A 24,848-nucleotide genomic window follows, 5' to 3' on the forward strand; every position below is an offset into this window, starting at 1 on the left:
TCAAACCCCGCGGGGTGACCGATGCGCGCGAGGTACGAGCGCGCTGAGGAACCCCGCAATCAGGCGCCGCGGGGTGACCGATGCGGGTCGCTCGGCGAAGCCGCGACCCGAGGAGGAACCCCGCAGTCAAACCCCGCGGGGTGATCCTTCACTGACACTGCGCTCCCACCCAAGAACCCGCGAAAATCAGGGCGCCACCGCAGTCTCGACGCCGTGACGCGGCACCTTGACGAACAGCATCGCCAGCAGACCGGCTGCCAGCACCACACACAGACCGGCGGTGCCGGCCCGATCGGTGCCGAAGGCGTCGACGAACGTGAAGAACATCCATGGCGCCAGGAATGACACGGCCCGACCCGTCATCGTGTACAGGCCGAAGGCCACACCTTCCTGGCCGTCGACGGTCATGCGCAAAAGTTGTGTGCGCGCCGACGACTGGGTGGGGCCGACGAACAGGCACAGCAGCAACCCGCACACCCAGAACGCCACTGGGCCGGACAGGACCAGCAGCACCAGCCCGGTGATGATCATCGACACCAGCGAGGTGACGATCACCGGCTTGGAGCCCACCCGGTCGTCGACGTGGCCGCCGATCACGGCACCGATGGCCGCGACCACACAGGCTGCAATGCCGAAGATCAGCACATCGCCCTGCGACAGCCCGTACACCGCCACGCCGAGCACCGCGCCGAAGGCGAAAACACCGGCCAGTCCGTCGCGGAAGACCGCGCTGGCCATCAGGTAGAAAACGAGATTGCGGTCGCGTCGCCACTCGGTGCTGATATCGCTCCACACCTTGCGGTAGGCGCCGATCAACCCGATGCGCTCACGCGGCGGTTCCACCGGCTTGGGCCAGCGGTGCATGGTCAGCAACAGCGGCAGCGCGAACAATGCGAACCAGGCTGCGGCCAGCAGCATCGCCATGCGCACGTACATGCCGTCCTCGACGGGGACACCCAGCACTCCGCGGGTGGGCCCGTCTCCGGCGATGAACCCGACATACACCAGGACGAGCAGCAGAACGCTGCCGAAATAACCTGAGGCCCAACCAAATCCAGAGATCCGTCCCGAGGTCTCCGGCGTCGACAGCTGCCGTAGCAGTGCGTTGTACGGCACACTGGCCAGGTCGCCGCACGCCGCGGCGACCGCCAGCATCGCCAGCCCCGCGAACAGGTAGGCCGGCTCGTCGCGGATCAGGCTCATGGAGGCCGTCACCGCCACCGCCAGCCCGGTCAGGATGGCCAGCACCTCGCGGCGCAACCGTGCCGCTTGCACCCACACCCCGGTGACCGGAGCCAGCAGAGCCACCGTCAGGCCCGCGATGGCCTCGGCGCGGCCCAGCCAGCTCACCGGTGAGGCGCCGCCCTGGGTGCCTTCCCCCACAGCGCCGGTGAGATAAACCGAGAAGACGAACGTCACCACGATCGCGTTCATGCCCGTGGAACCGCAGTCCCACAGCGCCCAGGCGGCGATCCTGGACCGGGCCGACTTGGGTGGTCCGTCCACTGGGCTCATGCCGCGCACTCTAGCGACCGGAGCTTGCCGACCAGGCCAGCCCCGGTGCTGTCTACGATGACCCGTGTGCCAGTACCCAAGCCACATCCAGATGCGCGCGCCGTCGTCACCGGTGCTTCCCAGAACATCGGCGAAGCGCTGGCCACCGAACTGGCCGCACGCGGCCATCACCTGATCATCACCGCGCGCCGAGCCGAGGTGCTGACGGCGTTGGCGGAGCGGCTGACCGCGCAGTACGGCGTCACCGTGGAAGTCCGTCCAGTGGACCTCGGCGATCCTGCCGAGCGTGAAACGCTGTGCCAGGAACTCGCCACCCGCGAGATCTCCATCTTGTGCGCCAACGCCGGAACCGCGACGTTCGGTCCCGTCGCCAAGCTCGACCCGGCCGCGGAGAAGGCCCAGGTGCAACTGAATGTGCTTGGCGTCCATGACCTCGTACTCGCCGTGCTGCCGGGCATGGTGTCGCGGCGAGCGGGTGGCATCCTGATTTCCGGTTCAGCAGCGGGCAATTCGCCGATCCCCAACAACTCCACCTACGCTGCCAGCAAGGCCTTCGCCAACACCTTCAGTGAGTCCATTCGTGGCGAGCTGAAGAAAGACGGGGTGCATGTGACGCTGCTGGCACCCGGCCCGGTGCGCGAGACGCTGCCCGCCGAGACCGAGCAGTCCCTGGTCGAAAGACTTATCCCCGACTTCCTGTGGATCTCCACCGAGTACACCGCCAAGCTGTCGCTGGATGGCTTGGAGGCCAACAAGATGCGGGTGGTGCCCGGTGTGACGTCGAAGGCGATGTCGGTCGCCAGCGGCTACACGCCACGCGCCATCGTGACGCCGATCGTCGGCGCGGTCTACAAGAAGCTGGGCGGCGGCTAACCCCCCAAGGACGAGCGCACGCTTTTGTACGTTGCGGCCCGGCGTGTCACGTACAGACACGCGCGCTCGCGAGGTGAGTTGAGGTCAGCTGAGGTGAGTCGAGGTGAGTCAGGTGGCCTCGTAGAGGATTCCGCGTCCGATCGCCTCCCGCACCACCGGCAACGCGGCCTCGGCCAAGGCACCCGAGTCCACGCCGTGATGTGCGGCCAGCAGATCGAGCAGCATCCCCAACGGCACCTCGCCGCGACATCCCGCCAGAAGCGCACGCGACACCTCGTCGACGCCCAGAACTGCGGCGGGCCCGCCCGGCCTGCGCACCGCCGCGCCCACCAGCTGCCACCCGTCGGGGCCGGGCAGTGACTGCTCTTCGAGAAACACCGGCGCCGTGGACAACCGGGTGCCCAACAGCTGCTCATCTCCTGTGTCGTGCAGATACTCCCGGCGGGCGAAGAACGCTGCCACCTCCGGGCCGGTCAACATCTCATCGGCGCCGGTGATCTCTTCGAGTACCTGATCCGGCGGCCGCCGCTCGCCCGGGCGGGGTGCCCGCAGCGTGATCATGCCCATGCCGACCCCGGCGATGTCCTCTGCGTCGAACCAATCCAGCCACTGCCCTCCGCGGCGGGCCGCGTCCTCCGGCAACTCCCCCGCATCCGAGGTCCACAACGACACGTAGCTCACCGGGTCGGCGAACTCGCGTTGCACCACCCACGCGTGGAGTCCGGAGCCCGCCAGCCAGCCGGAAACGCGGTCACGCCAGTCATGGCCTTCGCGGACAATCCAGTTGGCCATGATCTGTGCGGTGCCACCCGGCTCGAGATACGCACCGGCCTGCTCGATCAACTTGGCGCACAACGCATCTCCGGCCATGCCGGAGTCGCGGTACTGAAAGTCGAGCGCGCCGGTGCCCACCACGAACGGCGGGTTCGACACGATCAGGTCGAACCGTTCACCGGCCACCGGCTCGAACATGCTGCCGTGCCGCAGATCCCACGACATCCCGTTGAGCCGGGCGGTCGCCGCGGCCAGCGCCAAGGCGCGGTGATTGGTGTCGGTGGCGACGATCTGGTCGCAGTGCGCGTCCAGGTGCAGCGCCTGGATACCGCAGCCGGTTCCCAGATCCAGCGCGCGCCGTACCGGATCGCGGACGACGGCATGGGCCAGCGAAACCGATGCGCCGCCGATTCCGAGGACGTGGTCGGGGCGCACCGGACCCGGGCGCATCGCGGCGTCCTGATCAGAGACCACCAGGAAGTCGCGGACGCCGTCGCTGTGCGGGCGCACGTCGAGGGCGGCCCGGATGCTGCCCTGTCCGGTCACGTCGACGACACCGCTGTCGATCAGCGTGTCGATCCCCACGGTCGGCAGCGCAAGCGCCACCCGGTCCCTGGACTCGTCGGCACCGAGGAGAAACAGCCGCACCAGGACCGCCAGCCGCTGCTGATCTGCGTCGGCACGGTCGGTGGCGCGCAAGGCCGACCACCACAGCCCCCGGCTGAAGGCCGCGCCGGCGTCGGCGCCCAAGAGCCCGGCCACGCCGTCGGTCGTGTAGTCCGCCGACCGCAGATCGGCGCTCAGTGCATCGACCACCTCGCCTGAACTCAGCGGCTCCATGGGTCAACGCCTCCTACGACGGCCGGTGCCGAAGATGCTGCGGGTGATCTCACGGCCGATCACCGTACCCGCTGAGCGCATCGCGCTCTTGAACGCCGGGCTGTCCATCATCTTCTCCAGCATGCCGGGCTCGGCGGGGGCCGGCATGGGTGGCACATACACGTCGGCGGGTACCGGTGGCAGCTCCGGTGCGGGCGCCAGTCTGGCGGTCAACCGCTCGTAGGCGGAATCCCGGTCGACAGTCTGGCCGTACTCCTGTTGCAGCGGGCTGGCTTTCGCGGCCGCTGCGATGGCCTCGGGTCCGATGGTGTCCATCAGGGACCGAGGTGCGCGTATCCGGGTCCACGCCACCGGGGTGGGCGCACCCCGCTCCGACAGTACGGTGACGACGGCCTCGCCGGTGCCCAGCGACGTCAGCGCCGACTCGAGTTCGTACACCGTGCTTTTGGGATAGGTGCGCACCGTCTTGCGCAACGATTTCTCGTCATCCGGGGTGAAGGCGCGCAGGGCGTGCTGGATGCGCGCACCGAGCTGCGAGAGGACGTCGTTGGGAATGTCGGTGGGCAGTTGCGTGCAGAAGAAGACACCGACGCCTTTGGATCGGATCAGTTTGACAGTCTGCTCCACCTGCTCGAGGAATGCCTTGGACGCGTCGGCGAACAGCAGGTGTGCCTCGTCGAAGACGAACACGAGCTTGGGCTTGTCCACATCGCCCACCTCGGGCAGCGCGGTGAACAGGTCGGCGAGCACCCACATCAGGAATGTCGAGAACAGCACCGGACGGGCTGCGTCGCTACCGAGTTCGAACAAGGTGATGACTCCACGGCCCTGCCCGTCCACCCGGATCAGGTCGTCGGGCTCGAGTTCGGGTTCGCCGAAGAAGGTGTCACCGCCCTCGGCCTCGAGGTTCACCAGCGCTCGCAGGATCACCCCCGCCGTCGTCGTCGACACCGCACCCAGCGCCTTGAGTTCCGGCTTGCCCTCGTCGCTGGTGAGGAACTGGATCACCGAACGCAGATCCTTGAGATCCAGGAGCGGCAACCCCTGCTGATCAGCCCAGTGGAAGATCAAGCCCAGGGTGGACTCCTGGGTCTTGTTCAGCCCCAGCACTTTCGCCAGCAGTATCGGCCCGAAGCTGGTGATGCTCGCGCGCACCGGGACGCCCACACCGGAGGTACCGAGCGACAGGAACTCCACCGGGAACCCCGTCGGCGTCCAGTCGTCGCCGGTGTCGGCGACACGCTGGCCCACTGCGTCATCGGATTCGCCGGGCCGCGACAGTCCCGAGAGGTCGCCTTTGACATCGGCCATCACCACCGGCACACCCGCAGCCGACAGTTGCTCGGCGATCACCTGCAGCGACTTCGTCTTGCCGGTCCCGGTGGCGCCCGCGACGAGCCCGTGCCGGTTCATCGTCGCCAAGGGGATGCGCACCTGCGCGCCCGCATCTACGACCCCATCGACGACCACGGCTCCCAGCTGCAACGATGCGCCGGCGGCGGCATAACCCGCGGCGATTTGTCGAGCCGGACTGATATCCCCGGATCCGGTGGTCATGGACGCGTCCTCTCGCCGGCTTCGGCTCCTGACCTTACGTCGACCCGGGGTGTGAATAGGCCTCTGCCTGCAGGTGGGCCTACTGTGAAGCCCTGTGCGTGAAGAACTCGTGTGGATCGACTGTGAGATGACGGGGCTGGATCTGGGGTCGGACCGGCTGATCGAGATCGCGGCCCTGGTGACCGACGCCGACCTCAACGTCCTCGGCGACGGCGTGGACGTGGTGATCCACGCCGACGACGCCGCGCTGTCGGGAATGATCGATGTGGTCAAACAGATGCACTCGCGATCCGGGCTGACCGAAGAGGTGAAGGCCTCCACCGTCGACCTGGCCACCGCCGAGGCGACCGTGCTCGACTACATCCGCACTCACGTCAAGACCGCCAACACCGCGCCGCTGTGCGGCAATTCGATCGCCACCGACCGTGGATTCCTCGCCAGGGACATGCCGACGCTGGACAACTACCTGCACTACCGGATGATCGACGTCAGCTCGATCAAGGAACTGTGCCGACGGTGGTACCCGCGGATCTACTTCGGCCAGCCGGAGAAAGGCCTGGCGCACCGCGCCCTGGCCGATATCCACGAGTCGATCCGCGAACTCAAGTACTACCGGCAGACCGCCTTCGTCAGTCCACCCGGGCCGTCTACCAGCGATATCGCCGCGGTAGCGGCCACCCTGGGCCCGCCGGGAACCACGCCGGAGGAAACCGATTCGGCTCCGAGCGGGTCTACCGGTTAAGATCTACCACGCTGCACATCCGGTTCACCGGTAGCAGCGATGGTGGCTGTAGTTCAGTTGGTAGAGCACCAGGTTGTGATCCTGGCTGTCGCGGGTTCGAGTCCCGTCAGCCACCCCGGTTCGGGAACGCCGTCTACGCAAGTGGGCGGCGTTTCTGCGTTCATGCCCCGCACAATTGGACGGTGACACACCGGCGCATCACGTCCTGGGGATGTTGGGCCGCGGCACTGGGGTGCGGGTTCGCCGCGGGCCGTTCATTGACCGAGGGTGGGTTGGCAGCCTGGCTGCTGGCCGCCGCTGCGCTGCTGGCCGTGGCCGGAGTGTTCGTGCACCCCGTCCTGTCGCTGCGCGTGGCGCTGCTGCCGTTCGCCGCTTTCGTGGCGGCGGTCGGCCTCGGCGCGGGCAGCTACGCAACCGTGGCGCTCGCGCTGATCGGGGCGGTCGCAATCGAGTTAGCGCACAACCGTTTGCGTGCCGCCGCCGACCAACGGCGGCGACTCAGCCACGACGGCGTGGTCACCACCGGCACCGTGGCCAAAGCGTGGCGGTACTACGTCGGCGCCGTACCGATGACGCGGGTGACGGTGCAGTACGCCGACGACAGCGGGCACCAGTGGCACGGCCGGACGAGTGCCGACGGTGTGGTGCCCGCGGGCGCGCGGGTGCGGTTGCGCTATCTGCCGGAGGACCCGGGAACCATCGAGGTGGTGCGGTCCTGACTAGGCGCTGGCGTTACCGGCCTGCCACTGATCCCAGGGCACGTTCCAGTCGCCCAGGCCGTCGGTACCGGGCAGCGGCGAGCCGACGGTGTTGACGACCTCCACGATGTCGCCGCGCTTGGTGTTGTTGTAGAACCACTGCGCATTGCTGGTGCTGACGTTCAGGCAGCCGTGACTGACATTCGAATAGCCCTGACTGCCAACCGACCACGGCGCGGCATGCACATAGATGCCGCTGTAAGACATCTGCGTGGCGTACTCCACCTCCGTGCGGTAACCATTGGGTGAATTGACCGGCACTCCGTAGGTGGACGAGTCCATCACCAGATCGGCGTAGCGGTCTCCGATGATGTACACCCCGTTGTTGGTGGGGGTGCTGTTCTTGCCCATCGAGGTCGGCATGGTCTTGACCACCTCACCGTTCACGCGCACCGTGATGGTCTTGGTGGTGTCGTCAGCCGTGGCGATCACCGCGTCACCGATGGTGAATTGGGTGCTGGCGTTGTCCTGCCCGAACAGCCCGTCGCCGAGATCGACACCGTAGGTGTTCACCTGGACATCGACGGTGGTGCCCGGCTCCCAGTAATGCTGTGGGCGCCAACGGACTTCGCGATTGTTGAGCCAGTAGAACGCGCCCTCCACGGGCGGCTTGGTGGTGACCTTGATGGCACGTTCGGCCGCAGCCCGGTTCGGGATGTTCTCGTCGAAGCGGATGGCCACCGGCTGCCCGATGCCCACGGTCTCGCCGTCGCCGGGCATCAGGTACGGCATGGTCAGGTTCTCGGGCGAATGTGTCTCGAATGCCATCCGCCGGCTGGCCTCACCGCCGAGCCCCAGTGAACGCGCCTCCAGCGTGTAGCTCTCGTTGAAGTCCAGCGGCTCGGTGGTGGACCAGGTGAGCCCGTCCTTACTCAGCTGGCCGGGGATCAGGGTGCCGTCCTCGTCCTTCATGGTCACCGGGCCCAGCACACCGTCTTCGGCGGTGACGGTGACGGGCTGGTCGACGGCGACGCCGACCGCGCCGTCGGTCACCGAGGCGGTGAGTTTGGGAATCAGGAGATCACCGAACGGGGTGCCCTTGTTCTCGATGGTCTGAGCCACCGGCGCGGCGGTGTTGTTGGCGCACGCGCTCAGTGTCAGCACCACTGTGGGAACCAACAGCAACGCCACCAGCCAGGGTCGATAGCCGCGCGGACGGGTCACCGAACGGACCTGCCACATACCTGTTCCACCTCACAACCGGGGCCGTCAGAACGCATTCAAATAGCATGCGCCGTTGGCAAAGAGTCTAAGGGCAGTCACAGAGTGGACGCGACCTCGCCGTCGCTCCCCCTCGCCCGCAGTTCAGCATACGGATTTCCGTCAGAGGCGCTCGGCCTGTTATCGTCTCTCACGCAGTTCACGCGCCGTTAGCTCAGTTGGTAGAGCAGCTGACTCTTAATCAGCGGGTCCGGGGTTCGAAACCCTGACGGCGCACCACAAAATCCGGCCGCGACGGGAATCCCCGGGGCGGCCGGATTTTTTTGTGCGCCGGCGTCGGCGACCTGTGAGCCGCCTTCGAAATCGCCGCCAAAGCTGGGGTTTCGCTGAAATGTTCGATATAGATCGGGAGAGGCTCTTTCGCGGAGCACCGACCGTCACGCAACGTCGTCCCCGTGATCATGACGGGCGCACAACGCGGCGTTGCGGGATTCATCGGTGCCGCAGTGTTGACGGGATGTTCATCAACCGGCTTGTTCCGGACCGATCAGTTGATCACCGTCACCGAGACGTCCACGAAGCTGGTACCGACGGCCACCACCATCACGTCGACCACCAACCCCGTGACGGCGATGCCCGGGGACGGGGTGTACGAGGTGGGCAAGGTGGTGGCCGCCGGGAGGTACGCCACCACCGGCTCGCCCACATCCGGCGCCGCATGCCGATGGACCCTGCTCCCCTACAAGGAGGCACCCTTCGAGAAAGCTCTCTCGGGCGGGTTCACCTACGGCCCGGGCGAGCTCAACGCCTTCCTGGGAGACATCATCCGGACCGAGGGTGGATGCATCTGGACGCTCAGTCAGTGAGGACGTCGAATTCCAGATGCAGTTTGGTGAGCCCGCGCAGTATGTAGGTCGGGATGTAGCGATACGCGCGTTCCCCAGCCGGGCCGTGATGACGCTCGGAGATCCGAATATCGCTGGTGCGGTCCAGGATTCGTTCCAGGCCCACCCGCGTCTCGGCACGCGCCAGTGGGGCACCCGGGCAACTGTGGATGCCCCGGCCGAACGCCAGGTGCTGGCGGGCATTCCGGCGGGTGAGGTCGAAGGTGCCGGGGTCGGCGAATCGTCGCGGGTCCCGGTTGGCGGCGGCGTTGAGAACCATGACGGTGGTGCCGGCGTCGAGGCGTGTCGCACCGACGGTCACAGGCACCCGGGACAGCCGGAAGTCACCTTTGACCGGGCTCTCGACGCGCAGTGTCTCCTCGATGAAGTTCGGCAACAGGGTGCGGTCAGCGCGCACCTGCGCCTGGATATCGGGCCGGTCGCCGAGGATCTGCACCGCTGCGCTGAGCAGCCGCACCGTGGTCTCCTGTCCTGCGGAGAACACATTGGTGGCCACCCGCGCGACATCTGCGACGTCCGGGGTGGTGCCGTCCGGGAAGCTGGCTTCGGCCAGCCCCGTGAGCACGTCATCGCGGGGGGTGCGCCTGCGGGCGGCGATGTAGTCGGAGAACTGGGCATAGAGGAACTCCAGCGGGCTGTGTGCCAGCGCCGCCTCACCGGTACTGCCGATACCGCCGCCGGAGTGCTCGCGGATTCCGCGGACGAAGGTCTCCCGGTCGTCATCCGGGATCCCGAGCAGGTCGGCGATCACCAGCAGGGTGAAGGGGCTGGCAAAACCTTTGATGAACTCGCCTTCTCCCGGCGCCAGGAAGTCGTCGAGCACCTCGTCGGCCAGCCGCCACATCGCGTCTTCGTTTTCCTTGAGCCGCTTCGGCGTCATCAGCCGCATCAGCAACGAACGGTGGTCGGTGTGCGCCGGCGGGTCGAGCGCCGGCAGTTGATCGCTGAACGGCAATTCGTGCCGGTGCTTGTCGATCAGCGCGCTCACGTCGTCGCCATCGAGCGGGACCGGGAACCCCGGGAACGGCCCCGTCACCGACGTACAGGAGGAGAACGACGCCGCGTCGTTGTACACCTGCACCGCTTCGTCCCACCCCGTCACCATGGCCACGCCGTAGTGCTTTTCCGTGATGACCGGACACCGCCGTCGGAGGTCGTCGAAGTACGGGTAGGGATCGGTGACGAGGTGCCGGTCGCGGAAGAAATCGACGTCGGAGTCTCCGGTGGCCATGCAAAGTCCTCCGATCGGCCTGCCGCTCATGAGAATGTAATTCTCATGATTGCGTATGACATTCACACAGCGCGCGGCGGGCGTCAATCGTGACTACCCTGGCCGAGCCCCGCCACGACCTGTCCCGGCCCGGGGCGCCCCACCGGTTGAGGATCTATCTCGGCGTCGCGATCTTCACCGCGGTGGTGTTCCTCGTCATGACGGTGGGCGTCTCCGCCGGCTTCATCGAGCCGACGTTCAGCTCCGACGTCGTCGCCAACGTGCTGTTCGGCGTGCCGGTGATGCTGCTGCCCTTCGTCATCCTCTGGAACGCACCGGGTGAGCAACGAACCCGGCTCGACAAGGCCGCCGAGCTGACACTGTTCTATCTGCCCTACACCGCGTGCAGCCAGATCGGCTACGAATTGATGTTCCTGATCGGACATCCCTTCGGCTGGTGGGCGCCCACCGACGACCCCGGGTGGAAGTGGCTGTGGTGGCAGTACGGCCTCGCCGACACCCGCTACACGAGCGGCAATCCGTGGGTGTTCGGACTCGAAGTGGTCGGAGTGAGCACCGGCGTCATCGTTTTCACGATGTGGACGCGGCTGATCCGCAAGGATCTGCCCACGGAGCGCCGCATCCGCAGCTTGTGGATCGCCTTCGCCGGCTGTGCCGTCCTGATGAGCAGCACCGCGGTGTATTTCATCTCCGAAGTGGGCGCCGGGTTCGCCGATATCGGGCAGGGCGGCTTCGGGCTGTGGTTCAAGTTCATCGGCGAGAACGTGCCCTTCATCGTGCTGCCGCCGCTGGTGCTCTACTCGATCTACCTCCAGATCGACTACCTGACGCGGCGCGCGGGTCAGCAATCTCAGAGGTAGTGCGCTACCCCATCCACGGCCGTGCGGACCTGCCAGACTTCGGGCTGGGAAGGAGCTCCGCCATGACCACACGATTTGTCGTCCAGCGTGATGACGTGCGGCGAACCCACTGGGATACCACCCCTTCGGCCGCACTCGCCGACGGCGAAGTGCGATGCCATGTCGACGCATTTGCGCTCACGTCGAACAACATCACCTACGCCGCGTTCGGGGACGCGATGAACTATTGGGATTTTTTTCCGACCGGTGACGCCACCACCGGCAGCCTGCCGGTGTGGGGCTTCGCCTCCGTCGTCGAGTCCCGGTATGCCGGCGTCGACGTCGGTGACCGCTTCTACGGATACTGGCCTGTCGCCGACGAAGCTGTTCTGCAACCCACTCACGACGACGCCCGCGGCTTTGTCGACGGCGCCGCCCACCGGCGTGAGCGTGCGCCGATCTACAACACCTACATTCGCTGCAGCGCCGATCCGGGCTACACCCCCGAACTCGAGCCTCAGCAAGCCCTGTTGCGGCCGCAGTTCGGCACGTCGTTCCTCATCGACGATTTCCTCGCCGACAACGGCTTCTTCGGGACGGGCACCGTGATCCTGTCCAGCGCATCCAGCAAGACCGCCTACGGCACCGCGTTCTGCCTCGGTCTACGCCTCAGCGCGGTGAAGGTCGTCGGACTCACCTCGCCGGCGAATGCGGCATTCACCCGGTCACTGGGCTGTTATGACCAGGTGCTCTGCTACGACGACGTCGCCGACGCCCTGGCCGACAACGCCGCGGTGTACGTCGATTTCAGTGGCAGTGCGCAGGTGCGCGCGGCCGTACATCGGCGACTCGAGGACAAACTCGCTTACAGCTGCGCTGTCGGCGCGACGCACTGGAACGAGTTCGGCGGCGGTGAGGATCTGCCGGGGCCGGCCCCCGTCTTGTTCTTCGCGCCCGATCAATTGCAGAAGCGCACCGCCGAGTGGGGCGCGGCCGATCTGCAGAAGCGCCTCGGCGTTGCCTGGGCCGCGTTCATGGAGCCGGTGACCCGTGCGGAGAACCCGTGGCTGACCGTTGTGCGTGGCCGCGGAACGACGGCGATCGATGCCTGCTACGCAGCGCTCCTCGATGGCACCGTCGCGGCGAGCGAGGGCCACATCCTGTCCGTCTGAGACCGAGCACCTGCTGGGCAAACGGCCGTTATTTGCCCGTCAGTCAGTTTCGTCATCCGGTGCCGTATCTAATCAGCGTTTGAGTCAATATGTGCCGCGGTGGCGCTGGCATCCGCGTTGTGGTGACACATTGAAGTTATCTGCATTCCCGTCTTTCTTCGGCTCTGACACCATGTGCGCAGCTTCGGCGTGCAGCATTCTGGTCCCGGCTGTTACCATCCAGTTAGCTGAACCCGCGGCGTGCCGGCCGCGGTTAGATGAAGCGGGGAGTTAGCCAATGTCTACGCTGGGGTTTTTTCCAGACACCACAGCAGCGCAAGCATCATGCGACACAGATGTAACTCCGCAATCAGAGAATTCGGACGTGCTGTTCGTCCACAGCTGCAGCCGGCTGGGGCTGCAGGCGAACCCGCCGTCGTTTCGGCTGAGTTTCGGGTGGTTCCGCCGCCGCTGATGCGGGCGTATGTCAGCGGCGCGCCCTGCGGATGATCAGTACCACCGTCACCAACCCCACGCCGGCCAACGAGGCCGCCACGGCGGGTTTGGTCACGAACGTGAGCACTCGGGCCTTCACGTCCTCGGCGATGCGGGTGGGATTGGCGCGCACGGCAAGAGCGTCGACGGTGGAGGCCAGCCGATCACGAGCCTCGTCGATGTCCTTCCGGATCTCTTCTGGATCTCGGTCCGGCACGGTTCCTCACTTCCTCCGGCACTAACCCCTTCGGGGATCTCCTTACGAGAGATGCCATCCTGCCGCACTACCCTAGTTCAGCCGGGTACCGCACGTTCTACTGACACCGCCGTGAGGAGTTCCACGTGTCCGAAACCCCCCGTCTCCAGGTGGGCGACAAAGCGCCTGCGTTCAGCCTGCCCGACGCCGACGGCAACACCGTCGCGTTGGCGGACTTCAAGGGCCGCAAGGTCATCGTGTACTTCTACCCCGCCGCCTCGACGCCGGGCTGCACCAAACAGGCCTGCGACTTCCGCGACAGCCTCGCCGAACTCAACGGCGCCGGACTCGACGTCGTCGGCATTTCCCCCGACAAGCCCGCGAAGCTGGCCAAGTTCCGCGACAACGAAGAGCTGACCTTCCCGCTGCTGTCCGACCCGGACAAGTCCGTGCTCGCCGCGTGGGGCGCGTTCGGCGAGAAGAAGATGTACGGCAAGACCGTGCAGGGCGTGATCCGCTCGACATTCGTCGTGGACGAAGACGGCAACATCGAGGTGGCCCAGTACAACGTCAAGGCCACCGGTCACGTCGCCAAATTGCGCCGCGACATCTCGGTCTAGCGCTGCGCCAGCGCCTGCAGCAGCAGTGCCTCCGACGTGGCGGCACGTTCCAGCACCCCGAGGTGCAGGCTCTCGTTGATGCTGTGCGCCTGCGTGTTCGGGTCTTCGACACCGGTCACCAGGATGGTGGCCGCCGGGAAGGCCTTGGCGAACTCCGCGATGAACGGGATCGACCCGCCCACCCCGGTGTCCACCGCGTCGACGCCCCACGCCTGCCGGAACGCGGTACGCGCAGCGTCGTACACCGGGCCGGTGGCGTCGATGGCGTAGGGCTGCCCGACATCCCCGGGGGTGACCGTGACCTTCGCGCCCCACGGGGCGTGCTCCTCGAGGTGGGCGCGCAGCGCCGCCAGATGGGCTCCGGCATCCCCACCCGGGGCCACCCGCATGCTGACCTTGGCGCGGGCCCGCGGAATCAGTGTGTTCGAGGACGCCGCAACCGAAGTGGTGTCGATACCGATGACGGTGATCGCCGGTTTGGCCCAGAGCCGCTCGGGCACCGACCCCTCCCCGATCTCCTGCACGCCGTCGAGCATTCCGGTGTCGGCGCGCACCCGTTCCGGGGTGTAGTCGACCTCGCTCGCGGTGCCGTGATGCAGCCCTTTGACCGCCACGTTGCCCTGGTCGTCGTGCAAGCTGGCCAGCAGGCGCACCAATGCCGAGATGGCGTCCGGCACCACCCCGCCCCACATTCCGGAGTGCAAGCCGTGGTCCAGGGTCTCGACCTCGACCACACAATCGGCCAAACCGCGCAATGACACCGTGAGCGACGGTATCTCGGTGCTCCAGTTGTCGGAGTCGGCGATGATGATGACGTCGGCGGCCAGCAGGTCCTGGTGGGTTTCCAGCAGCCTGCTCAACGACGGGGAACCCGACTCCTCTTCCCCTTCGACGAACACGGTGACACCGACGGGAGGATTGCCCTCGAAGGCGCGGATGGCCGCCAGATGTGTTGCGATACCGGCCTTGTCATCGGCGGTGCCGCGGCCGTAGAGCCGGCCGTTGCGCTCGGTCGGTTCGAAGGGCGCCGAATGCCATTGCGCCGGGTCGCCTTCGGGCTGTACATCGTGATGGGCATACAGCAGGACCGTCGGCGCGCCGGCCGGTGCCGGATGGCGGGCGATGACGGCCGGGGCGCCGCCTTCGCTGACGATCCGGACGTCGTCGAATCCGACGCCGGTGAACAGGTCGGCCACCTTCTGCGCGCTGCGGTGCACCTCGTCGCGACGGGCCGGGTCGGCCCACACCGACTGAATGCGCACCAGATCCTCGAGGTCCGCGCGGACCGACGGCAGGACTTCCTGGACGCGTGCGACGAGATCAGTCATGGCGCCCACAGTAATCTGCCGGACGCAGCCGCCTCTCCGTGCAGGCTCAGACGGTGTGCCCCCATCTGGCGAGCGCCAGAAGGGTGGTGCGGCGCTAGCTGGTTTCGAGAATGGCGACGGCGGCCGCGGTGTCACCTTCGTGGGTCAGCGACACGTGGATGGTCACATCGACCAGGTGCTCGGCGATGGCACCGGTGAGCCGGACCTTCGGCCGGCCCCACATGTCGGTGACCACCTCGATGTCGCGGTGGATCCCCTCCGGCAACACCGGCCGCTGCGCGAACCGCGACCCCGACCACGCCTTGATCACAGCCTCTTTCGCCGCCCAGCGGGCCGCCAGGTGCCGCGCCGCCACCGAACTCTTGTCGGCGGCGTCGCGGCGCTCCCCCGGCGTGAACGTCTCGGCGAACACGGTCCCGGGCTGGTCGACCTGCTCGGCGAAGTCGGGGATGGACACCACATCGATACCGATTCCGACTATCGCCACGCCGTGAACCCTAACGGATCAGCGGTCACCGACCGATCACCGGATGTAGATGTCGTCATCACCCAATCGCGAAGCCGGATTCAGCAGCATCGCCGCTTCCTGGGGCTTCTCGGCCGTGTCGTGATCGAACCGGCGATCGGCGGGCCGCTCGTACATCGGGCGACCACCGGCGATGGCCGACGCCAACCGGCGCTTGCCGGCGAGCGTGCGCTCCTCGGCTCGAGCCAGATAGGTCTCCCGCTCGTCGTCGCTCAGCGTCGCCAGGAACGCCGCCGGGTGCACCAGAGCGATCAGACCCGAGACGTGCCCGAACCCGAGGCTGGTCACCAGACCGGCCTTGAGCGGGAACTTCTCCCCGAGCCGCAGGGTCTCCCGCGGCCACACGAAGTGACCGGAGGTGGCCAGCTCGTCGTCGACACAATCCAGGCTGCGGTTCGGCGGGATCACGCCGTCGCGCAGGACCTGGCACAGGCCCATCATCTGGAACACCGCGGCACCGCCCTTGGCGTGGCCGGTCAGCGTCTTCTGGCTGACGATGAACAGCGGTGCACCTTCAGAGCGTCCCATCGAGTCCGCGAGGCGCTCGTGCAGCTCGGTCTCGTTGGGATCGTTGGCCAGCGTCGAGGTGTCGTGCTTGTAGATCACCGAGATGTCGTCGGCTCCCACACCCAGCTTGTTCAGCGACCGTGCCAACACCGAGTCCTTGCCACCGCGGCCGGCGCCCAGGGCGCCGAGGCCCGGGGCCGGGATCGAGGTGTGCACACCGTCGGCGAAGCTCTGCGCGTAACCGACAACCGCCAGCACGGGCAGACCCATCTTGACCGCGAGGTCACCGCGGGCCAGCAGGATGGTGCCGCCGCCCTGGGCTTCCAGGAAGCCCAGGCGCCGACGGTCGTTGGCGCGGGAGAACTTCGAGTCGCTGATGCCCTTGGCCCGCATGACCTCGGTGTCGGCGGTGGCCGCCATGTCACCGAAGCCGATGATGGCTTCCAGGGTCAGGTCATCGAAACCGCCGGCGATCACGAGTTCGGCCTTGCCGAGCTTGATCTTGTCGACGCCCTCCTCGACCGACACCGCCGCGGTGGCGCAGGCGCCGACCGGGTGGATCATCGCGCCGTAGCTGCCCACGTAGGACTGGATGACGTGCGCGGCAACGACGTTCGGCAGGACTTCCTGCAGGATGTCGTTCGGCTTGTTCCGGCCCAGCAGGTTGCCGTGGTACATGGTCTGCATCGAGGTCATGCCGCCCATACCGGTGCCCTGCGTGCTGGCCACCAGGCTCGGGTGCACCCAACGCATCAGCTCGGCCGGGCTGAACCCGGCGGACAGGAACGCATCGACGGTCGCGACGATGTTCCACAGCGCCACCCGGTCGATCGAGTTGGCCATGTCCTGGCTGATGCCCCACACGGTCGGATCCCAGCCGGTCGGGATCTGCGCCCCGACGGTCCGCGACAGCTTGGTCTTGCGCGGCACCCGAATCTCGGTGCCCGCCTTGCGGATCACCTGCCAGTCGCTCGAATCCGGCACCGGGCGCACCACGGTGTGCTCGGGGTCGAAGTCGACGAACGCCCGGGCGTCGGCCTCGCTGGAGACCACGAAGCTGAAGTCCTTGTCCAGGAACACCGACACCAGCAGCGGCGACGCGTGATCGGGGTCGATCGCACCGTCGTCGACGAACTCACGGATACCGCACTTCTCCACCACGGTGTCGTGGTACCGCTCGACCAGTTCGGATTCGGGCACCAGGTCGCCGCTGGCCGTGTCATACCAGCCCGGCTTCGGGTCGTCTTCCCACTTGATCAGCCCGGTGGTCCACGCCAGTTCGAGCACGCCGGCTGCCGACAGCTCGCCGTCGACCTCCATCTCGAAGCGGGTGCGTGACGAGCCGTACGGGCCGAGTTCGGCGCCGCTGACGATGACCACCAGATCCGCGGGATCGATGTCCAGCGGAGCCCACTCCGGCGCGGGCGCCGGGGTGTGCGGGCGCGGCGGGGACGGCAGGGCCGCGATGGTCCCGGTGAGCTCGTCCTCGTCGTTCGAGGCGGCTTCGGCGGACATCTCCTCGCGGGCCTTGGCGGCCAGCTCGGCCATGTCGAGCTTGATATCGCCCAGGCCACCGGTCAGGTCGACCTTGATGGGCGAGGACGCCGCGGCGACCTTGGCCTCCGGGGTGCACAGATCCAGCAGCATCGCCGCCATCTCACTGTTGGTGTAGGTGGTGACGCCGGCTTCCTCGACCGCGCCGACGATGGCGTCGTTGTGACCCATCAGGCCGGTGCCCTTGGTCCAGCCGATCAGCGCGTGCGCCAGGCTGACCCGCTGCGCCCAGGAGGATTCCGCGCTCCAGCGGTTCACCAGGGCGTCCATCGCGGCCTTCGACTCGCCGTAGGCGCCGTCACCGCCGAACATGCCGCGGTTGGGTGAACCGGGCAGCACGACGTGCAGACGTGAGGCGATATCGCGTTCGGCACCGATGGTGGACAGGCCACCGATGAGCCGCTGCACGGCCCACAGGAGCACCTTCATCTCCATCTCGGCCCGGGAGCCGGCCTCGGAGAGGTCGCCGGACACCCGCGGCGCCGCGAACGGGAACAGCAGCGTCGGGTTCTGGGCATCCTTGAGGTGAATCGACTGCGGCCCAAGGCTTTCGGTCTGCTCGCTACCGACCCACGACACCAGTGCGTCGATATCGGAGTAGGAGGCCATGTTGGCGGGCAGCACCCACAGCTTGGCGCCGAAGCGGGCGTGGTCGCGGTAGAGGTTCTTGTAGAACCCCAGCCGGTTGTCGTCGAGCTTCGAGGTGGTCGCGATCACGGTGGCGCCGCCGTCGAGCAGCTGTGCCACCACACCCGCGGCGATCGAACCCTTGGACGCACCGGTCACCACGGCGATCTCGTCGCTGTAGCGGCCCTTGCCCGGGTTCTCCGCGCCGGCAGCGATGCGGCCGAACAACGTCGCGTGGGTCTGCTTACCGGCCGCAAGCGCACGGCCCTGCCACCATGTCGCCTGGGTGGCGACCACATGTCCGGCACCCTCGAAACGCTCTGAGAGGCGCGGCCATTCGGTGTCGATCTCGTCCTCGTCGGTCAGCCACAGCTTGACCAGATCCTCGCGGGCGCTCGCCCACCGGTCGTCGAGCACGACGGCCTTCTTGGCGTCGAACGACGGCGCGACCAGTCGCGGCCAGTCCGATCCGAGTTCGGCGGTCACCAGGTCGATGAGCGCGGCGTCGGAGGATCCTTCGGGCGCGGTGACCGGGACGTCGAGTCCCAGCTGTCCCAGGACCAGGCGGGCAGCCGAAGCCAGCACGCCGTCGGGGCCGGTGACCTTCTCGGCGAATTCACCCAGGGCCGCCGAGTCCACGACGCCTCCCCCGCCGGCACCGCCGGCCGAAGGCAGCGACACGGCGATGCCCTTGCGAGCGGCCACCGCGGTGACGGCGGCATCGATCGCCTTGTCGACGGCCGCGGTGTCCGCCAGCGCACCGTCGTGCAGACCACCGAGGGCGCCGCCGCGGACGCTGGACCCCTCGCGGGTGCCCAGCGCCACCTCGACGGTGACGTGCTTACCCCAGCCGGGGCCGAGTTCCCATGTCTTGCTGACACGTTCGGTGATGTAGGCCGGCCGCTTGCCGGACGGCCCGAGGACCGTGCGCAGCTGGTCATTGATGGCGTCGGAGAGCACCGGGCCGAACGGCTTGTAGGTGCGGGCCAGCTTGGACACCTGGCCCTTGAGCGCACCCAGATCGGCCTCGGCCGCACCGTCGATGGCACCGAGGTTCAGCTCGGAACCCAGGTCGACCAGCAGCTGGTTGCGTCGCGAGGACGCACCGTCGGTGATGGACTCGATGGAGTCCAGCGCCTCGATCTGGTCCAGCCGCATCTTGGCCGACAGGCCGATCAGCGCCACGGTGGCATCGGCCGCGTCGAACGAGATGTCGTCCGGGCGGGGACCACCCGAGGGCGCGGCCGGAGCCGCCACGGGAGCCGCTGCGGCCGGCGAAGCCTCGGCCGCCGGTGCCGGGGTGTCGTCGACCTCGAGCTCCGGCTCGGGATCCGTGTCGTTGGCGAACAGCACCGCGGCATCGCGCTCAGAGTTGAGCACTTCCACTGTGCTGTGGGCGTATTCGGGCAGCTTCAGGGTGTTGGTGGCCAGACCGGCGACGGTCGGTGCGGACTTCACACCGATCTCGACGAACCGCTCGACACCGAGACCGCCTGCGGCTTCCTCGATGAACAGCAGGTCCTGGGTCTCGATCCAGCGCACCGGGCTGGCGAACTGCCAGGCCAGGAGCTCGATGACGATCTTGCGCATCAACTCCGACGGACGCTCGTTACGCCACGTGTCGTAGTCGGCGAGGATCTCGTCGAGCGGCTCGGCGGGCACCAGATCGCGGATCTCCTGGATGAAGTCGCGATCCAGGGTGAACGGCCGGGGTACCAGGTTCGGGATGTAACGCCCGACGATCAGCGCGGGATCGCTGTCGAACGGCATGACACGCTCGAGCGCCCGGCGGAAGTCGGCGACACCGACCCGCAGCACGCTGGAGTGGAACGGGACGTCGATACCCGGAACCAGGATGAAGGACCGCTTGCCGCCCGAGATCTCGCGCAGCCGCTCGACCTCTTCCTCGAGCGCCTCCAGGCCGCGGACGGTACCGGCGATGGCGTACTGCGAGCCACGCAGGTTGTAGTTCACGATCTGCAGGAATTCGCCTGTGCGCTCGGCGATCCCGGCCACCCAGTCGGTGACGTCGGCGTCGTCGAGATCGATCTGCGACGGCCGGATGGCGGCCAGGCGGTAGTTGGACCGGCCCTGCGCGTCGCGCGGCACGATGTCGTGCATCTTCGAGCCGCGGTGGAACACCACCTCCAGCAGCGCTTCGAGTTCGTACACGCCCGACACACAGGCCAGCGCGGTGTACTCACCGACGGAGTGACCGCAGGCGATGGCGCCTTCGACGAAGGCGCCCTGCTCACGCATCTCGGCGACCTGGGCGGCAGCCACCGTGGCCATGGCGACCTGGGTGAACTGCGTCAGGTAGAGGACGCCCTCGGGGTGCTGGTAGTGCACCCCGGAGGCGATCAGGCTGGTCGGGTTGTCCCGCACCACGTGCAGCACGGAGAAGCCGAGGGTTTCGCGGGTGAACTTGTCGGCCTTGTCCCAGATCTTGCGGGCGGCCTTGGACCGGGCGCGCACATCCATGCCCATGCCCTTGGACTGGATGCCCTGACCGGGGAACGCGTAGACGGTCTTGGGGGCGGCCAGTCGCGCGGTCGCCGACATCACCAGATCGGAGCCGATGCGGGCGGCGATCTCGAGCACCTCACCGCCGAGGTCGACACCGACGCGGTCGACGCGGAAGTCCACCTCGTCGCCGGGCTTGACCATGCCGAGGAAGCGAGCGGTCCAGCCGAGCAGCTTGGCCGGCGGGACGGGCTTGCCGTCGGTGGCGGTCACCACGTGCTGGGCGGCGGCCGAGAGCCACATACCGTGCACGATGGGCGATTCCAGGCCGGCCAGCAGCGCGGCGGCCTGATCGGTGTGGATCGGGTTGTGGTCACCGGAGACCACCGCGAACGGCCGCATGTCGACCGGCGCGGTCAGCGTGACGTCACGACGACGGCGACGCGGGGTGTCGGTCTCGTTGTCGGACACCGCACCACCGGCGCGCAGCGGGTCGGTCAGCTCGGCCGCGCCGGTGCGCCCACGGATCGCGAAGCGCTCCTCGAGGGTGGCCAGCACGGTGCCGTCGGAGGCGCTCACGGTCACCGACACCGGCACAACACGGCCGACCTCGGTGTCATAAGCCGCCGAAGCCGTTGCGGCAACCGTCAATTCGGCCTTGTCCTTGGGCAGCGGCGCCACCAGCGAGGCGGCGTGGTCCAGGTGCACCAGGCTCAGCAGACCCTCGACCACCGGGAAGCCGGAGTCGGTGACAGCGGAACCGATGGCGGCGAACACCGCGGGCCAGCAGCGGCCGACCAACGCGTCGGGAACCACGGTGAGCGTCGGCGCCAACGGGGCGCCGAAGGTGGCGGTGACGCCGGTGTGGTCGGCGACGCGCTCCGGGTCCCACTCGACGGTGACCGTGGTGGTGCCGTCCACCGGGACCGGCAGTGCCTCGGGGCCCTCGGCGCCGGCGGCGATCGCCAGCACCGCGCGCATGGCGGTGGCCGCGTCGTCGGTGGTGACCACCGGGGCACCACCGTCAACGGTGGAGGACGGCAGGGTGAAGGCGATCTCGATCCAGGTGCCCGACAGCGGCACGCTCAGGATCACCTTTTCGTCAGCGACCTCGAGGCGAGCGCCGGTGGCATGGTGCGTGGCGGAACTCTCGTCGCGCACTTGCCATTCCGCGGGTGCGGCGATGCGGTGCACCGGGTTGGTGGCGGTACGACCGGCCCACAGGACGTCGGGAGCATCGAGGACCAGCGACAGCGCGCTGGAGACGTTCTGCAACCGGGACAGCACCGCAGCGGGCTGGACTCCGGCAGTGACGGCCTCGTCGATGGCGGCCTGCTCGAAGCGGTCGAGCAGTTCACCCACCGGCTCGTCGACGCGGGTGATCCCGGCGACGGCGGCGGTGCCGGGGATGATGCACACCTGGTCAGCGGAGTAGCGGGCGTCATGCGCCTGCCACAGCGAGTCGCTGCGCCACCAGCGGCGCACGTCCTTGTCGACCACGGGCACGAAGTTGACCGGCTTGCCGGGGGTCTTGCACAGGTTGATGAAGAACGGGACGTCGGCGGGATGCAGCTTGACCGTCGAGGCATCCGGGAAGCGCTCCAGCAGAGCAGCGATCGCCTGCTGCGGGTTCTCCAGCAGTGCCTCGCCCTCTTCGGTTGCGCCGTAGAGGGTTTCGATGGGCCCGTAGTCCTTGGCGTCGAGGCGGGCCTCGGCGCGCTGCAACATGTCGGTGAAGCGGTCACGCCAGGTGACGTCGAGCCACGGCGAGTGGTCCCGCTTGGTGTCGGCGGTGGAATCGCCCTCGCCGATGGCCAATTCGACGAAGCGGCGCAGCCACTGCTCGTAGGTCATGGTGGCGACGTCGCCGAAGTACGGCTTGGCGGTGTTGGCCATCGCGGCGATGATCTCGTCGCGGCGGGCGGCCACCGCGTCGGCGTCACCGGCTACCTCGTCGAGCAGGCGGCCGCAACGCGATGCGGTGTTGTCGATCTCGTGGATGTCGGCGCCCAGCTGGCTCCGGCCGGAAGCCATACCGCCCTGCGCCTTGCCCGCGCCGACCCAGTGCTCGGTGCCGGTGGTGTCCACCAGCAGCTGCTTGACCTGCGGGCTGGTGGTGGATTCGAGGGTCGCCATCGCAGCGGTTCCCACCAGGATGCCGTCGACCGGCATCAGCGGGAAGCCGTAGCCCCGCGACCAACGGCCGGACAGGTACTCGGCGGCGCGTTCCGGTGTGCCGATACCGCCACCGACGCAGACGGTGATGTTGGCGCGGCTGCGCAGTTCGGAGTAGGTGGCCAGCAGCAGGTCGTCGAGGTCCTCCCACGAGTGGTGGCCACCGGCGCGGCCGCCCTCGATGTGAACGATGACGGGCCGGGTGGGCACCTCGGTGGCGATGCGGATGACCGAGCGGATCTGCTCGACGGTGCCCGGCTTGAACACCACGTGACTGATGCCGATGCCGTTGAGCTCCTCGATCAGCTCGACGGCCTCTTCGAGGTCGGGAATTCCCGCGGTGACGACCAGTCCGTCGATGGGCGCACCCGACTGACGGGCGCGCTGCACCAGCCGCTTGGAACCGACCTGCAGCTTCCACAGATACGGGTCGAGGAACAGCGAGTTGAACTGGATGGCACGCCCGGGCTCGAGCAGGGTGGTCAGCTCGGCGATGCGGTCGTTGAAGATCCCCTCGGTGACCTGGCCACCGCCGGCCAGCTCGGCCCAGTGGCCGGCATTGGCCGCCGCGGCGACGATCTTGGCGTCGACCGTCGTCGGCGTCATGCCGGCGAGCAGGATCGGCGAGCGACCGGTGAGGCGGGTGAACTTCGTCGACAGCTTGACCGAGCCGTCGGGCAGGGTGACCAGCGACGGGGCATAGCTGGTCCACGGCCGGGCCACCTCGGGGACGGCGCCGATGGTGAACAGGTTGCGCTGTCCGCCGCGGGTCGCGGCGGGGACGATGCCGATGCCCAGACCGCGGATCACCGGGGCGGTGAGCCGGGTCAGGATGTCGCCCGGGCCCAGGTCCAGGATCCACTTGGCGCCGGCGTCGTGGAGCGCGGAGATCTCGTCGACCCAGTCCACCTGGCTCACCAGGATGGCTTCGGTCATGGCGCGGGCTTGCTCGACGTCGAGGCCCACCTTCTCGGCCCATTCGGCGACGAGCTCGACACCATCGGACAGGCGCGGCGAGTGGAATCCGACCTCGACCTGGACCGGCTCGAAGACCGGGTTGAAGACGGCACCGCCGCGCAGCTTGTTCTTGCGCTCGGCCTCCTCCTTCTCGGCGATCTGCTCGCAGTAGAGCTCGAACCGGGACAGCTGCTCCGGGGTGCCGGTGATGACGACGGAGCGGCGGCCGTTGCGGATGGACAGCACCGGCGGCAGCACGGTGCGCACGTCCTGGGAAAACTCCTCGAGCAGCTCGTAGATGCGCTCGGGGTCGGCGTTGGTGACCGACACCATGGGCGGGCGGTCTCCGAGGATCGAGATGCCGCGGCGGCGGGCCACGAGCGTGCCCGCGGCGCCGATCAGCTGGGCCAGCGCGAGAAGCTGGACGTCCTGGCTGCCGCCGGCTTTGAGCGCCTCGACCGCCAGCACACCCTGAGAGTGGCCCGCCACGGCCACGGGCGGCACGGCGGCCAGATCCATACCCTGGCGGGCCAGCGCGCGCACAGCGGCGATCTGGGTCAGCAGAACGCCGGGCACCGATACGGCCGCCGAGGTGAGTTGTTTGGCCGAGGGCACCGGCTCCTCGGCTGCGAGCGCGCGCACCCAGCGCAGCGGCTCGAAGCCGATCGGTCGGACGACGACGAGTTCTGTGGCGACGGGCTCGAGAAGCAGTTCGGCTTCGCCGGCGAGGGTCGCCAGATCGGACTCGATGCCGGCCGAGGACACCAGTTCCTCGAGAGTCTCGAGCCAGGCGCTGCCCTGGCCGCCGAATGCGACGGCGTAGGGCTCACCGTCGGTGAGCCGGTCCACCAGGGCGTGGGACGAGGAGTGCGCGGGCGCGGCAGCGTTGCCATTGGGGTTTGTGGAACCGTCGTAGTTAGCAGCAAGCTTGTCGTGCTCGAAGATCGTCACCGTGTATGTCTCCTAGATACTTCTGGGTGAACGGCACTCGGTCCAGTGCTGACCGAATGGCATTCGTTGTTAGGTCTCAGACCTGCGCTGCCCTGCGAAGGTG

Annotated in this window: 16 protein-coding genes and 2 tRNA genes; 9 read left to right on the plus strand and 9 right to left on the minus strand. The window is 67.7% G+C overall.

From position 1 onward, the window contains the following. Positions 1–186: 186 nt before the first annotated feature. Positions 187–1,515: an MFS transporter gene (locus tag NL241_RS24910; RefSeq protein ID WP_494395335.1), complete on the minus strand. Its 1,329-nt coding sequence runs from the start codon at positions 1,513–1,515 to the stop codon at positions 187–189. 66 nt (positions 1,516–1,581) lie between these two features. Here NL241_RS24910 and cmrA point away from each other — a divergent pair, with 66 nt between their 5' ends. Then, complete coding sequence (gene cmrA / locus NL241_RS24915; RefSeq protein WP_487693412.1) at positions 1,582–2,388, plus strand: mycolate reductase; 807 nt, start codon at positions 1,582–1,584, stop codon at positions 2,386–2,388. A 108-nt stretch (positions 2,389–2,496) separates the two neighbouring features. Here the strand turns inward: cmrA and NL241_RS24920 are convergent, their stop codons facing one another. Beyond that, on the minus strand, positions 2,497–4,002 hold the full coding sequence (locus NL241_RS24920; protein WP_494395336.1) for a DUF7782 domain-containing protein: 1,506 nt from the start codon (positions 4,000–4,002) through the stop codon (positions 2,497–2,499). A 3-nt stretch (positions 4,003–4,005) separates the two neighbouring features. Further along, on the minus strand, positions 4,006–5,559 hold the full coding sequence (locus NL241_RS24925) for a helicase HerA-like domain-containing protein (protein WP_487693410.1): 1,554 nt from the start codon (positions 5,557–5,559) through the stop codon (positions 4,006–4,008). 94 nt (positions 5,560–5,653) lie between these two features. On the opposite strand from NL241_RS24925, the gene orn reads away from it, so the two are divergent. From orn to NL241_RS24940, 3 genes are all read left to right on the plus strand, one after another. Next, complete coding sequence (orn, locus tag NL241_RS24930) at positions 5,654–6,301, plus strand: oligoribonuclease (RefSeq protein WP_487693409.1); 648 nt, start codon at positions 5,654–5,656, stop codon at positions 6,299–6,301. 42 nt (positions 6,302–6,343) lie between these two features. Further along, positions 6,344–6,416 (plus strand) — tRNA-His (locus NL241_RS24935). Positions 6,417–6,483: 67 nt separating this feature from the next. Further along, the gene (locus NL241_RS24940; protein ID WP_494395337.1) at positions 6,484–7,020 is read left to right on the plus strand and encodes a hypothetical protein; all 537 of its coding nucleotides are present in this window, start codon (positions 6,484–6,486) and stop codon (positions 7,018–7,020) included. Here NL241_RS24940 and NL241_RS24945 read toward each other — a convergent pair whose 3' ends face one another. Beyond that, positions 7,021–8,241, minus strand: a complete 1,221-nt coding sequence (locus NL241_RS24945) for a L,D-transpeptidase (protein WP_487693407.1) — start codon at positions 8,239–8,241, stop codon at positions 7,021–7,023. 182 nt (positions 8,242–8,423) lie between these two features. On the opposite strand from NL241_RS24945, the gene NL241_RS24950 reads away from it, so the two are divergent. Both NL241_RS24950 and NL241_RS24955 read left to right on the plus strand, forming a co-directional pair. Further along, positions 8,424–8,499, plus strand: a tRNA-Lys gene (locus NL241_RS24950). 182 nt (positions 8,500–8,681) lie between these two features. Then, entirely contained in the window at positions 8,682–9,086 is a 405-nt protein-coding gene (locus NL241_RS24955; protein WP_487693506.1) for an Rv1352/Rv1906c domain-containing protein, read from the plus strand. On the opposite strand, the gene NL241_RS24960 is transcribed toward NL241_RS24955, so the two are convergent. Further along, a complete protein-coding gene (locus NL241_RS24960; protein WP_487693406.1) occupies positions 9,076–10,356 on the minus strand; it encodes a cytochrome P450 in 1,281 nt (426 codons plus the stop codon). The two genes, NL241_RS24955 and NL241_RS24960, sit on opposite strands and share 11 nt — an antisense overlap. Positions 10,357–10,445: 89 nt before the next feature. On the opposite strand from NL241_RS24960, the gene NL241_RS24965 reads away from it, so the two are divergent. Then, positions 10,446–11,216: an emopamil-binding protein gene (locus NL241_RS24965; protein WP_494395338.1), complete on the plus strand. Its 771-nt coding sequence runs from the start codon at positions 10,446–10,448 to the stop codon at positions 11,214–11,216. Positions 11,217–11,278: 62 nt separating this feature from the next. Then, entirely contained in the window at positions 11,279–12,367 is a 1,089-nt protein-coding gene (locus NL241_RS24970; protein WP_494395339.1) for a DUF2855 family protein, read from the plus strand. A gap of 466 nt (positions 12,368–12,833) precedes the next feature. Here NL241_RS24970 and NL241_RS24975 read toward each other — a convergent pair whose 3' ends face one another. Then, positions 12,834–13,058, minus strand: a complete 225-nt coding sequence (locus tag NL241_RS24975) for a DUF3618 domain-containing protein (protein WP_487693403.1) — start codon at positions 13,056–13,058, stop codon at positions 12,834–12,836. A 125-nt stretch (positions 13,059–13,183) separates the two neighbouring features. Between NL241_RS24975 and bcp the strand changes: the two genes are divergently transcribed. Next, the gene (gene bcp / locus NL241_RS24980; protein WP_487693402.1) at positions 13,184–13,657 is read left to right on the plus strand and encodes a thioredoxin-dependent thiol peroxidase; all 474 of its coding nucleotides are present in this window, start codon (positions 13,184–13,186) and stop codon (positions 13,655–13,657) included. Here the strand turns inward: bcp and NL241_RS24985 are convergent. From NL241_RS24985 to NL241_RS24995, 3 genes are all read right to left on the minus strand, one after another. Continuing rightward, positions 13,654–14,985, minus strand: a complete 1,332-nt coding sequence (locus NL241_RS24985; RefSeq protein WP_487693401.1) for a dipeptidase — start codon at positions 14,983–14,985, stop codon at positions 13,654–13,656. The genes bcp and NL241_RS24985 overlap by 4 nt on opposite strands. 94 nt (positions 14,986–15,079) lie before the next feature. Then, positions 15,080–15,472 (minus strand): holo-ACP synthase AcpS, encoded by a 393-nt coding sequence (acpS, locus tag NL241_RS24990; protein WP_487693399.1) that lies wholly within the window; start codon positions 15,470–15,472, stop codon positions 15,080–15,082. A 36-nt stretch (positions 15,473–15,508) separates the two neighbouring features. After that, positions 15,509–24,745: a fatty acid synthase subunit beta domain-containing protein gene (locus tag NL241_RS24995; protein ID WP_494395340.1), complete on the minus strand. Its 9,237-nt coding sequence runs from the start codon at positions 24,743–24,745 to the stop codon at positions 15,509–15,511. Positions 24,746–24,848: the final 103 nt, after the last annotated feature.

The sequence above is a fragment of the Mycolicibacterium sp. SMGY-1XX genome (genome assembly GCF_059132455.1).

Coding starts and splice junctions, on each gene's coding strand:
- NL241_RS24910 (WP_494395335.1), bottom strand. CDS start 1,515: ATGAGCCCAGTGGACGGACCACCCAAGTCGGCCCGGTCCAGGATCGCC.
- NL241_RS24920 (WP_494395336.1), bottom strand. CDS start 4,002: ATGGAGCCGCTGAGTTCAGGCGAGGTGGTCGATGCACTGAGCGCCGAT.
- NL241_RS24925 (WP_487693410.1), bottom strand. CDS start 5,559: ATGACCACCGGATCCGGGGATATCAGTCCGGCTCGACAAATCGCCGCG.
- NL241_RS24945 (WP_487693407.1), bottom strand. CDS start 8,241: ATGTGGCAGGTCCGTTCGGTGACCCGTCCGCGCGGCTATCGACCCTGG.
- NL241_RS24955 (WP_487693506.1), top strand. CDS start 8,682: ATGACGGGCGCACAACGCGGCGTTGCGGGATTCATCGGTGCCGCAGTG.
- NL241_RS24960 (WP_487693406.1), bottom strand. CDS start 10,356: ATGGCCACCGGAGACTCCGACGTCGATTTCTTCCGCGACCGGCACCTC.
- NL241_RS24970 (WP_494395339.1), top strand. CDS start 11,279: ATGACCACACGATTTGTCGTCCAGCGTGATGACGTGCGGCGAACCCAC.
- NL241_RS24985 (WP_487693401.1), bottom strand. CDS start 14,985: ATGACTGATCTCGTCGCACGCGTCCAGGAAGTCCTGCCGTCGGTCCGC.